Consider the following 11618-nt stretch of genomic DNA (forward strand, 5'->3'; position numbering starts at 1 on the left):
GCTCGTTACTTGACGGTCGGGGTGACGCCCGTACCGGCGAAGTCGCTGATCGGGCTCGCCTTCGCCAGCTGGCTGAACTTCTCCACCTGGTCGATCTCGTTGGCGGTGAAGCCGTCCTTGCTCGCCTGGAGGGCCTCCCCGATCATCTGGAGCCTGCCGTCCAGCTTCCGGGCGTACTCGTTCGTCTGCCGCTGGAGCCGGTCGTAGGAGCTCGCGGCATCACCCTTCCAGGCGCCCTGGACCGTGTCGACCACGGCGTTCAGGTTGGAGATCTTGCTCTTGAGCTTGGCCTGCATGTCGTTGACCTCGCCGATCAGCGACTTGAGATCGGCATCATTTGACTGGAAGTCGCCGCCGCCTTCTCCGGACATACCGTTCTCCTCGAATGGGGTTGATGGTGTTCACTGGCTGGTCGTCATGGGTGCTCCGTGTACAAGCCCCCGTCATGTCCTGCGGTTCGTCCTCCGCACGAGGACGGACGCGCCGGCGAGCACGATGGCCGCCGCGGCACCCGCCCCCAGGTAGATCCACAGACTGCCGTCGTCCTCCGACTCGGCGACCACGGTCTCACCCTGGTCCTTCCGGTCCTCGTCCGTCGCGCCGGCGCTGGCCCGGTCGTTCTTGCCGTCGCCCTCCCCCTTGGCGGAGGACGCCTCGGGCGAGAAAGTCGGTTCCGTGGCCTCGATCGGGTTCCTGCCCGGGTCTCCGGGGTCGCCCTTGCCCTCGAGGAGGTGGATGCGGGGCCGGACGGCACCGTATCCGATGTAGACGCTGGAGGCCCCCTCTTTCCGGTCCTTGCGCCCGGCGGTGTCCACCAGCACACGGAGAACCTGATTGGCCGTCCAGTCCGGGTTCTTCGCCCATATCAGGGCCGCCGAGGCGGAGGCGATGGCGGTGGCCGAACTGGTGCCTCCCTTGCCGGCGCAGTACTTCTGGAAGCTCTCGTCACACCATCCGGGCATCTCGCTTCCCGGAGCGGACAGGTCCACGTTGACGCCATGCTGGGAGAAGCCCGCCACCTCGCCCTTCTCATCGGTAGCGCCCACACCGACGACGCCGGGGTACGAGGCGGGATATCTCGGCTTGTTCTCACCTTCGGCGTCGTTTCCGACGGAGGCGAAGAGTAGTTTCCCCTTGCTGATCGCGTACTCGACGGCCTCGGCTCCGGCAGAGTCGTAGTACGAGCCCCCGAAGGACATGCTGATGATCTTGGCGTCACTGTCGGCCGCTGCGCGGATCGCCTTCATGTAGCCGTCGGCTTTGAGCTTGCTGCCCAGGCCTTTCAGCGGAATCCGGTACGGGATGATCTTCGCTCCAGGAGCCAGTCCCCGGACGCTCCCGTTCTTCCCTGTGCCGGCGATGACTTCGGCCATGTCCGTTCCATGGCCGAGGTAGTCGTCGGTAGCCTCCCCCGGAGTCCCGGTCAGGTCCTCCCCGGGCAGTACCTGACCCCGGAGAGCATCGGTGGAGTCGTTGACGCCGCTGTCGATGACCGCCACCTTGATGCCTTCGCCCGTGCTGACCTTCCACATCTCCTCGGCCCGCATGGCGTCCAGGTACCACTGCTGCGAACGGATGTCGTCCGCCTGAGCCACAGGTGCCGTCCCGACGAGGCATACGGTCCATGCACCGGTTACAGCCAGCACGGAGAGCAGGCACCGTCGCATACGCCGCGACGGCAACCTGTGGCCGTGGTCGTGTCCTGCCGTCATCGCCGCTCTCTGTCGTGGGTTAGTCGATAACCGGAGGGGCGATTCCGTTGCGCCCCGTCCGCCAGGTCTCTTTGTCCTCGATGAGGTAGTCGGGCCTGCGGGAGTCCTTACGGTTCTCCTCGCGAGGAGCCGTGCTTCCGCTGCGGGGTACCGCACCTGTCGTGCCCTGACCGCTCCCACCCGGTCCGCCCATGCCGCCTCTCGCCAGCCCGGAGCCGCCAGGCGTGAAGGGGTGTACCGCGCCGCCCTGGCCCGGGGCGCTCCGGGGAACTCCGACGGCACCGCCGCCGGTCGGCGCACCCGTCCTGCGTCCGGCGGAGCCACCGCCTGTCCCCGAGCCGATCGCTCCCGTGCCCGCGGCTCCCCCTGAGGGGCGCCCCGCCATGCCGTGTTCCGCTCCGACCACGGTTCCGCGCGGGAGACGCGGGCCGTTGGATGTTCCACCACCCTGCTGCGGAGTGCCCCCGAAGATGCCGTTGCCGCCCCGCCCCATGGGCGGTGTCGTCGCGGTGGGCGCCCCTCCAGCGGGAGGGCCGGAGCCTGTGACCGGACGGGGATTCGTACTGTTCGCCGGTGGAACGGTGGTCGAGCCGCCGGCTCGTCCCGTGCCGGGCTGACCGGGTCCCTGCCCTGGAGCGTGTGTGGCCGGGAGCCTGGAGGTCCCTACCAGCCTGGGGCTCCCCCCTCCTCTGTGAGTGGGGACGGGGGCAGGACCGGACGGGGCGGGACCGGGCGTGACGGGCCCGCCACCGGTCGGGGCGGGCTGATTACGCGGACCGGTGTCGACGGGCGCGGGAGGCGCCAGGGGGGTAACGGTGTTCAGGTCCGTGCGCACAGACTCCTGAGGGACGGGCGCTCCCCCGACAAAGCCGGGCCCGCTCGGAGCGGAAGGCGTCGCTCCGACGCCGGTGACCTGCGAGCCGCCGGCGAGTCCGCCATTTCCGTAACCGGAGGGTGCGGAGTTACGCCCGGGCCCGGGAAGGAACTCGTCTCCAGATCCGGGTGGCGCCGGCGGCATGCCGACGTTCGGCATCGGGCCGAACTCCGGCTCCTCCAGGTCCTTCATGTTGTCGTGCGAGACCTTGTAGTAGGAGGCCAGGCGGTTCATCTGGTTGATGGCCTCCTGGCGGTTGTCCTCCTTCTTCCTGGCCAGCTTGTACTTCTCGTTGGACTCGTCGCGCTCCTCGGGCGGGATGCTCTCCAGGCGCGGCGCGGCCATGACCGCCGGGTCGCGCTCGGGCATGCCGCCGCGCACCATGGACAGGCCGACTCCGGCGGCCTTCAGCTGGGTGCCGGCCTTCTCGGTGAAGTCCGCGAGGAGCAGGGTGTTCTTGCTCAGCTTCCGGCCCCAGTCGCGGAAACTGCCGCCGAACTCGCCTTCCCAGTCGACCTTGTCGATGTGCTTCCTGAGGTCGTCGCCGATCTGTCTGATCTTGCCGCCCGCGTCCCAGAGCGTGTCGGCGGCGCTCTCGATGTCGGCCGGGTCGGCGTCGTCCACCAGGGAGAGCATCTCTTCGAGATCCTTGTTCTCGAAGTCCGTGGTGCCCATGACGCTGTTGCGCGCGACCGTGCCTCCGAACAGGTCGACCGGGACGAGGGCGCCGCTCCGCTTGAGGTCGGTCATGACGAGCTGCCCCGCGACGAACGGCTCCTCGGGTCTGTCCTGCCCGTTCTGCCCGTCCTTCTTGTCGGTCACGGTCGTACCTCACCCGTCAGTAGGTGACCCCGGTGGCCTCGTCCTTGGGCGGTTGCCCACTCGCCGCTTGCCGCTGCTGGTACTGGTGGGCCCTGGTCTGGAGCTCCCAGAAGCGCCGCTTCAGGTCGTCCTCCAGGTTGCCGAAGCCGACGTCGGCGCCGTGGACGGCGATGCGCATGGCCTCGATCTGGTCGCCGAGGACTCCGGAGAGCCTGGTGAGCTGGGTGTGGACCCGGGTGTACTGCGAGTAGACGCCGTCGGCCTCGGCGAACTCGCCCCCGAAGGAGGAGCGCTTCACTTCCTGCTGCCCCACCTTCGTGGGAGAGGCGGGCGAACTCTCCAACTCCTCGAGGATGCCGTCGACCCGGTTCTTGAAGTCCTTGAGCGACTCGAGCTCACCCCTGAGCTTCTCCGTCGGCACCCCCATCAGGCTCCCCCTCCGCCTGCTCCAACGCACATCCCGATCCGTGCCCCATCACTCTAGCCACCGCCTGTGACACGAAGGCAAGCCGGTTCTCCGGCAAGTCACATGGGCGTTTCGGCACCGCGGACGCGGTTCCCGGCCGGTCCCCGTCTGCGCCGCCAGTCCCGGTACACCAGCGAGCCCCCGGCCATCACCGACACCAGGACGCCTCCGCCGACCACCGCGTAGGTGCCCAGGCGCCTGTCGCGCTCCTGCGGGGTCTCGCCGAGGTGGAGCCGGGCCGGGGTGGGCGGTTCGGCCCGGTCCACGCCCTCACGGGCCACCGGCTTCTCGATCCGCCTGTCGTCCTCGGTGAGCGCCCGGACGGGATCGACCACGCCCCAGCCCACATGGCGGTCGTGCCCGGGCACGGAGCGCTCGGCGGTCTGCGCGATCTGGGCCGCGACGTGGTGCGGTTCCCAGTCCGGGTGCTCGGCCACGAGCAGGGCCGCCACACCCGCGACGTAAGGCGCCGAGAAGCTGGTGCCGTTGTCGGCGCAGTGGCCTCCGCCCGGAACCGTGGAGATCATGTCGACGCCGGGCGCGGCGACGTCCACGAAGTCGCCCGACTGGGAGAAGGGCGCCCTCTCGTTGTTGCGGTCGGAGGAGGCCACGGCGATGACGCCCTCGTAGGAGGCCGGATAGGTCTCCTTCACGTTGCCGCCCAGGCCGTCGTTGCCGGCCGAGGCGACGATGACGACGTCCTCGGCCAGCGCGCGGTTCACCGCCTGCTCGAGCCTTGAGTTGGGTTCGAGGGCCCTGGTGGTGTCCTGCGAGATGTTGACGACCTTCGCCCCGGCGTCGACCGCGTGGTCGATGGCCTCGGCCATGCTGTCGGTGTTTCCCCTCCCGGCGGCGTCGTTCTGCTGGATGGGGATGATGGTCGCCTCGGGCGCGATGCCGACGAAGCCGGTGTTCTCGGCCGGGCGCGCGGCGATGATGCCCGCGACCTTGGTGCCGTGGCCGACGGTGTCCTCCGTGCCGTCCTTCGCGGGGGGCTCGGGGGTGTTGCCGTACTCGTCCTTCTCCGGGGCGGGCAGGTTGCTCATGCCCAGTCCGGCGTCGACCGCGCTCTTCAGCTGGGGGTGGTCGTCGTCCACTCCGGTGTCGATGACCGCGACCTTGACGCCCTTGCCCTTCGTCCTTTCCCACAGCTGGTCCAGAATCACCCGTTTCAGCGACCAGGGCCTGCCCTCGAAGGGCTTGGCGGGGAAGGTGCACTGCCCGGTGTCCGCGGCGGCCGGCGGCGCCCAGGCCAGGGGACCGGCGACGGCGCCCAGGGTGGCCAGGGCGATCGCCGCGGCCGTGGGGAGCGCCGCCCACCTCGTCGGAGCGGGCGTGGTGGTGGCCGGGGTGTCCGTCATCTCGCAACTCATCCGGCTCAGGAACCCTGCGGCTGCTTCGCCGCGTTCGTGCTCAGCCTCGGCCCGGTGGGCAGGAACCCCGACCAGGCGGCGGGCACCGGCACCGGCCGGGCGCCCTCGTAACCGAGCATGATCTGCGCCCGGTTGCCCTCCCCGGCGCCGCGTTCCGAATCCTCCTCGCGGCCGTCCGTGCCGATCTCGGACTCGTCCTGGCCGCTGTCGGTGTTCGCCTGCACCGCGTAGCGCAGGCCGGTGTCGGTCACCAGGAAGACGCCGCCGGATGCGGTGTCCCGTCCTGTGATCTGGCGGAGGAGCAGACCCGATCCGGGGGTCACGTAGGCGCTGGTGGCCCCGTTGGGGAGGGTGGCCGGGTATTCCTCGCCCGCCCAGGTGCTGAGCGTCGTGGTGCCCTTCTTCTCGTCGACGCCGCGCAGCACGCTGCACAGGGCGTCCCGGCCGCTGCCCGCACGGTTGACCGCGCTCGGTTCCGCCTCGGGCCAGTTCCGGCTGTTCCCGTAGAAGGTGCTCTCGGGCCGGATGGCTCCGGCGCTGACCTCCCGGGCCCTGCCCTGCTGGCCGAGCGGGGTGGACCGCGGGCTGTTGAGCAGCAGTTTGGCCATGAAGTCGGTGACCGGCCTGATCTGGCCCTCAAGGACCACGTAGTGCTGGTGGCCGGTACCGGAGGGGGCGCGCAGCACCATGCCGACCCGGTTGGCCTCCGCATCCAGGTCGCCGGGTGCGCCGGCCGGGGCACCCGTTCCCTCGATCCCCTGGGGGAACTGGATCGGATCGCCCTGCTCGAGGGTCCTGAGCCAGTCGGCGCTGACGTCCTGAGGGGGCGCGCTGCCGACGACGGTGCGCAGCAGCGTGTCGTCGGCCTCGATGGGGTACGCGGTGCCCTGCGCGTCGACGATGTGGAGTTCCCCGGCGGGGCCTCTGACGTACATCACCTGGCCGCCGCGCAGCCGGTTCTTCCCCTCGACCCGTTCCGCGTCCCGTTCGGCGAGGACGAAGACCGCCTTCTGCACGCCGTCGTCGCCGGGCTGGACGCACACGGCCCAGCGTTTGGCCTTCGCCGCCTCGTCCTTGCCGGGCAGCCGGTCGGGGGCGTAGGGGATGCCGATGGTGGCGCCGTGCGGGATCCTCCCGCTGTCGAGGACCTTCTCGTCGACCTCGACGATCCCGAACTTGCCCGGGTCCAGCAGGAGTTTCGCGGAGGCCAGGTTGAGCACCGGGTGGAGCTGCTTCTTCCCCCTGGTCTCGAGGACGACGTAGCGGGTGGTGGACTCGCTGCCGATGATGACCTTCTCGCCGGGGTTGTCCCAGCCCTTGGGCGCCTTGGGTTTGAACATCCCCCAGGCCCCGAAGCCCGCCAGAATCACCGCACCGATGACCAGCCCGGGGATCACCGCACGCAGCGGACGCGGCGCCCCCTCCTCGGTCCCGGCCGGGGTGGGCTGGAGGAATGCCGAGACCAGCCGCTTCTTGGCGAAGGTGTAGGCGTTGAGCTCGTCCCGCCGTGATGCCATCTCTCGCTGCTTCTCCCCGCTGGTGGGTCCGGTGCCCCGCGGGATTCCGGGGCACCGCCACTACTGCCTCGTGTCGGACCGGGCCCCTACTATGCCCGTTGGCGATCGGCTCCCGCTGCTCCGGTAGGGTGATCGCCCGACCAACGCCCTGGAGTGTCAGGGCGATTACGGACACAAGGGGATTTTCAGGGGATGGGGACCGCCACGCGGGCCCGGACCGCCATGTCCGTGCCCGACAGCCCGGTGCCGGACGGCACACGCCCCGAGTCCGCGGGGCCGCGTCCGGCACGAACGGCCACGCCGCGCGCCGAGGCGCGCCGCCGCGGCCCGGGACCGCTCCGGCTGCACCATCTGGTCCTGGCCGAGCTGGCCGCGGCGGGAGTTCTGGCCGCGGCCGCCATGCACGAGGTCCTGGTGGTCCCGGCGGCCATGGTAGCCGTCGCGCTGCTGCTCCTGACGGTGCTTCGGCGACGCGGCCGCCCCCTCCCGGAGTGGCTGGGCACCGTCGTGGCGCTGCGCCGCCGCAGGCGGCGGGCGGTCGCCGAGGTGCTGCCGCCGAACACCGACCCGGGCCTGGCGCCCGCCGCCGAGTGCGATCCGGCGTTGCGCAGTCTGACCTACGTCGACCGCGAACGGCGCGGCGTCGGCATGGTGGGGGACGGCACGTTCCTGACGGCCGTGCTGCGGGTCGAGCCCCGTCCCTCCGCTCTGCGCTCAGGCCCCGACGAGCGGCCCCTGCCGCTGCGGCTGCTCTCCGACGCCCTGGAGGTGGACGGTATCCGGCTGGAGTCGGTGCAGGCGGTGCAGTACACCCAGCCCGCTCCGGCGCCCCATCTGCCGGCGCGATCCGTGGCCGCCTCCAGCTACGGCCCCGTCCAGGCGTCGTGCGGCGCACCGGCCGTACGCGTGACCTGGTTGGCCCTCAAACTCGACCCGGAGCTGTGCCGGGAGGCGGTCCAGGCGCGCGGTGACGGTCTGGAGGGCGCGCAGCGCTGCCTGGTGCGCGCAGCGGACCAGCTGGCGAGCCGGCTGGCCGGCTCGGGGTTCCGGGCGACGCTGCTGTCGGAGCAGGAGCTGGTCACTGCCCTGGCGACGTCGGCCGGGGCCAGCCCGGCGGCCACGGCGCGGGCCGGACGCCCCGACTCCGCTCCCGCGCGGCGCACCGAGGAGAGGGCCCGCGCCTGGCGGTGCGACGACCGCTGGCACACCACGTACGCGGTGTCGCGCTGGCCCGAGTTGGGGCCGGGGGCCGCTCCGCTGCCGTCGCTGGTGGCGCTGCTGACGGGGCTGCCCGCCCTGGCCACCACCTTCGGACTGACCCTGAGCCGGGGCGGGAGCCGTTCGGTCGCGATACGCGGGCATGTGCGCATCACCGCCCGCAGTGACGCCGAACTGGTCAGCGCTCGGCATGTGCTGGAGCGGCTGGCGCGGGAGCGCCGTGTCGGAATAGCCCGGCTGGACCGTGAGCAGGTGCCCGGGGTGCTGGCGACGCTTCCACTGGGGGGGACACGCTGATGCCCGGACCGGCCGAACCGGTACGCACGACCGCACGTCCCCGCCCGGGGTTCGGACTGCGCGGGCCGCGGACGGCCCGTCACATACTTTCCGCGGAGCAGCTGGAGGCGCTCGCCCTGCCGGTCGGCGATGACGGAGTGGTGGCCGGGGTCGATGTCGAGGACCGCCCGGCCGTCATCGGTCTCCACCATCCCGTCCCCTACGACGTGGTGCTGATCGGCGGCCTGTGGACGGCTCAGGTGCTGGCGCTGCGCGCGGCGGGCACGGGCGCGCGGGTGGCCGTCGAGACCGGTCGGCCTCAGGTGTGGACGGAGCTGGCCAGGGCCGCGGGCGGCGATCAGCAGTGCATGACGCTCCATGACGTCGGCCGGGTCCCGCCGCTGGGCGCCACGGCCGTCTCACCGGTCGTGGTGATCCGGGACTGCGGGATGAAGCCGCCGCGCGGCCGGGTCTCCGCGGGAGCCTGGCAGTCGGTTCTGACGCTGCTTCCGTACCTGAGCCCGGTGGCTCCCCGGTTGCTCCGGGGGGCCTCGCTCACCGGTGTCCAGCAGGTCTCTCCCGAGGAGGCGCGGCAGGTGGGCAGGGTCCTCTCCCTGTCGCGGCAGGAGACCGAGGCACTGTCCACGCTCGCCGACGGGGTGACGCTGTGGTGCGCCGGGAGGGACCGGCGGTTCGTGCTGACCCGGCCCACCGACGCCGAGACGGGACTGCTGGGCGCGGCCAGGCGGCTGGACTGACGGCCCCTCGACCCTCTCACCGTCCGCCGCTCGTCACCGGTCCGTTGTCCGGAAGGGACGGGACCGGCATGCCGTTTCGGCGCCCGCGGCGACTAGTGTGGACACGCGCGCGGCAGGACATTCCGGAGAACGGGCCGGGGGCCGCGACGGGAGCCGGTGGCCGGGTCCGCCGTCCGCGGGGAGCGGCCCGCGCGGTTCGGCCGGGATGCTCGACCAGATCAGCAGGAGGCATTGTGAACAGCGACCGGGACGAGATCCGTGTCGACGGGATCGAACCCGGCGACGACCTGCCCAAGGACGAGCTCGACGCCACGGGCGAGTTCACCATCGACTACACGCCGCCTGCCTGGTACATGCGGAACGCCGGCTCCGCCCCGCAGCCGCCGGCCGCTTCCGGCGGTCCCGCGGGCGGAGCGGAGCCGGACAGGACGGACACGGGCGCCGGCGCGCCTCCCGCCTTCCCTCCGGCTCCGCCTGCCGGGCCTCCCGCGGGGGACACCAGTGAGGGAGCCGGTGAACCGGGGACAGGCCCGTCGCCGGGAACTGTCGACGGGGGCGCGGAAGGGCAGGACGGGGGGGACGGCCGGCAGGCGGAGCCTCTCACCGGTGACGACTCCCTCACCGATGCGACCATGCGTTTCTCCTCCGCCGCGCCGCGCCGGGAGATCACCGAGCGGCAGGCAGCGCAGGAGACCGCCGGAAACGGGGACGAACGGCAGGAGAACGCGGGCGGCCCGCCGTCCGGCGGAGCCCCCTCCGGCGGCGAGACGCCACCGGCCTCGCCGTCCACCGATTCCGAAGCCGGCTCCCGGCCCGGGGAGGAAGCCACGGGGACGGACGACCCCGGTGGGTCCGAAGCCGGAGCAGGAACCGGAACCGCCGGTGAACCGCACGGCTCCGATCCGGAGCCCCCGGCTCCTGCGGTGTCCGCCCCGCAGGCTCCCCCGCCACCATGGCGGACCGCTCCGGAGGGCGGAGCGTCGGCCGGGCTGCCTCCCCTGCCGCCGCACTTCCGGCCTGCCCCTCCCCCGCCCGGCGTGCCTGCTCCGGGGGCGGGTTGGACCGGCGTACCGGAGCAGCCTCCGGCAGTACCCAACCCGCCCTCGCAGGAGGGTTACCAGCTTCCCGGGCCTCAGCACTGGGCCCCGCAGCCTCCGGCGGCACCCAGTGCGCCGCCCCCGCAGAGTGGTTACGGCTTCCCCCAGCCGCCGGCCGCACCCGAGGCCGGCCCCTCCCAGCCGCTGCCTCCCACTCAGCCCCCCGCGCCCGGCCCGCAGCCACAGGACCCCCGCGCCGGCTCCGCCTGGCCCGACCCCCGTCAGCAGCCTCCGAGCCGGCCGGGCGCGCTCGGGTACACCGCTTCGGTGGAACTGTCCTCCGAGCGCCTGCTGAACCAGAAGAAGAAGCCCCGCCCGCAGAGCGGCCGCGGCGGCTCCCGCTTCCGTATCGGGGCCAGGAGGGAGGAGGCCGAACGGCAGCGCAAGCTCGACCTCATCCGCACTCCGGTGCTGTCCTGCTACCGCATCGCGGTGATCAGCCTCAAGGGCGGCGTCGGCAAGACGACGACGACCACGGCGCTCGGCGCGACGCTGGCCAGCGAGCGGCAGGACAAGGTCATCGCGATCGACGCCAACCCGGACGCCGGCACGCTCGGCCGCCGGGTGCGGCGCGAGACGGGTGCGACGATCCGCGACCTGGTGACGGCGATCCCGTACCTCAACAGCTACATGGACATCCGCAGGTTCACCTCACAGGCTCCCTCCGGACTGGAGATCCTCGCCAACGACGTGGACCCGGCGATCTCCACGACCTTCAACGACGAGGACTACCGCCGTGTCATCGGCGTCCTGGGCCAGCAGTACCCGATCATCCTCACCGACTCGGGCACCGGCCTGCTCTACAGCGCGATGCGCGGTGTCCTCGACCTCGCCGACCAGCTCATCGTCATCTCCACCCCGTCCGTGGACGGCGCCAGCAGTGCCAGTACGACGCTGGACTGGCTCTCCGCCCACGGTTACGGCGATCTGGTGCAGCGCGGCATCACGGTCATCTCCGGGGTCCGCGAGACCGGGAAGATGATCAAGGTGGACGACATCGTGGCGCACTTCAGGACGCGCTGCCGCGATGTGGTGGTCGTCCCGTTCGACGAGCACCTCGCGGCGGGCGCGGAGCTGGATCTGGACATGATGCGCCCCAGGACGCGCGAGGCGTACTTCAACCTCGCTGCCCTGATCGCAGAGGACTTCTCACGCCACCAGCAGGAGCAGGGCCTGTGGTCGCCCGGCGGAAACCCGCCGTTGACCGCCCCGCCGATCCCCGGTCAGCCTCAGCCCTACCCCGGCCATCAGCAGCAGCCATACCCCCCGTACCAGCCGCAGCCACACCCACAGCAGCCGTACGGGCAGCCCCAGCCGTACCCGCAGCAGCCCGGCCAGACCTATCCGGGCCACCCGCCGTACCCGGGCCAGCCCGGCCAGGCGGGCCTCGGCGGTGAGGTGGACCGGTCGCGCCCCGGGGCGGGGAGGGGGGCCCACCCCGGCCAGGGGTCGTTCGCTTTCCATCAGCCGCCGCACCCCGCGTTCCCCGATCCGTGCGTAGGACA

General features: G+C 71.9%; 9 protein-coding genes. 3 read left to right on the forward strand and 6 right to left on the reverse strand.

Translation table 11 applies throughout. The features are described from left to right. Positions 1–5 precede the first annotated feature (5 nt). The 6 genes from LJ221_RS10910 to eccB form a co-directional block, all read right to left on the reverse strand. A complete protein-coding gene (locus tag LJ221_RS10910) occupies positions 6–371 on the reverse strand; it encodes a WXG100 family type VII secretion target (protein ID WP_241715803.1) in 366 nt (121 codons plus the stop codon). A 72-nt stretch (positions 372–443) separates the two neighbouring features. Continuing rightward, on the reverse strand, positions 444–1595 hold the full coding sequence (locus LJ221_RS10915; RefSeq protein WP_241715805.1) for a S8 family serine peptidase: 1152 nt from the start codon (positions 1593–1595) through the stop codon (positions 444–446). A 136-nt stretch (positions 1596–1731) separates the two neighbouring features. Next, entirely contained in the window at positions 1732–3408 is a 1677-nt protein-coding gene (locus LJ221_RS10920) for a WXG100 family type VII secretion target (protein ID WP_241715807.1), read from the reverse strand. Between the two features lie 16 nt (positions 3409–3424). Further along, positions 3425–3835, reverse strand: coding sequence for a hypothetical protein (locus LJ221_RS10925; RefSeq protein ID WP_241715809.1), 411 nt, complete (start codon positions 3833–3835; stop codon positions 3425–3427). A 98-nt stretch (positions 3836–3933) separates the two neighbouring features. After that, positions 3934–5235: a type VII secretion-associated serine protease mycosin gene (gene mycP, locus LJ221_RS10930; protein WP_241715811.1), complete on the reverse strand. Its 1302-nt coding sequence runs from the start codon at positions 5233–5235 to the stop codon at positions 3934–3936. A 17-nt stretch (positions 5236–5252) separates the two neighbouring features. Next, positions 5253–6764 (reverse strand): type VII secretion protein EccB, encoded by a 1512-nt coding sequence (eccB, locus tag LJ221_RS10935; RefSeq protein WP_241715813.1) that lies wholly within the window; start codon positions 6762–6764, stop codon positions 5253–5255. A gap of 192 nt (positions 6765–6956) precedes the next feature. Between eccB and eccE the strand changes: the two genes are divergently transcribed. The 3 genes from eccE to LJ221_RS10950 all read left to right on the forward strand — a co-directional run. Then, the gene (gene eccE / locus LJ221_RS10940; RefSeq protein ID WP_241715815.1) at positions 6957–8279 is read left to right on the forward strand and encodes a type VII secretion protein EccE; all 1323 of its coding nucleotides are present in this window, start codon (positions 6957–6959) and stop codon (positions 8277–8279) included. Further along, complete coding sequence (locus LJ221_RS10945; RefSeq protein WP_241715817.1) at positions 8279–9016, forward strand: hypothetical protein; 738 nt, start codon at positions 8279–8281, stop codon at positions 9014–9016. Before eccE ends, LJ221_RS10945 begins: the two co-directional genes overlap by 1 nt. 233 nt (positions 9017–9249) lie before the next feature. Beyond that, the coding region (locus LJ221_RS10950; protein ID WP_374228425.1) for an SCO5717 family growth-regulating ATPase at positions 9250–11618 on the forward strand (2369 nt) is incomplete at its 3' end.

Origin of the sequence: Streptomyces sp. CNQ085 (assembly GCF_022614595.1) — a bacterium.
Taxonomy (GTDB): domain Bacteria; phylum Actinomycetota; class Actinomycetes; order Streptomycetales; family Streptomycetaceae; genus Streptomyces.

Excerpts from the sequence above, each read along its gene's own strand:
- LJ221_RS10925 (WP_241715809.1), bottom strand. The coding sequence starts at position 3,835 with ATGGGGGTGCCGACGGAGAAGCTCAGGGGTGAGCTCGAGTCGCTCAAG.
- mycP (WP_241715811.1), bottom strand. The coding sequence starts at position 5,235 with ATGACGGACACCCCGGCCACCACCACGCCCGCTCCGACGAGGTGGGCG.
- LJ221_RS10945 (WP_241715817.1), top strand. The coding sequence starts at position 8,279 with ATGCCCGGACCGGCCGAACCGGTACGCACGACCGCACGTCCCCGCCCG.
- eccE (WP_241715815.1), top strand. The coding sequence starts at position 6,957 with ATGGGGACCGCCACGCGGGCCCGGACCGCCATGTCCGTGCCCGACAGC.
- eccB (WP_241715813.1), bottom strand. The coding sequence starts at position 6,764 with ATGGCATCACGGCGGGACGAGCTCAACGCCTACACCTTCGCCAAGAAG.
- LJ221_RS10910 (WP_241715803.1), bottom strand. The coding sequence starts at position 371 with ATGTCCGGAGAAGGCGGCGGCGACTTCCAGTCAAATGATGCCGATCTC.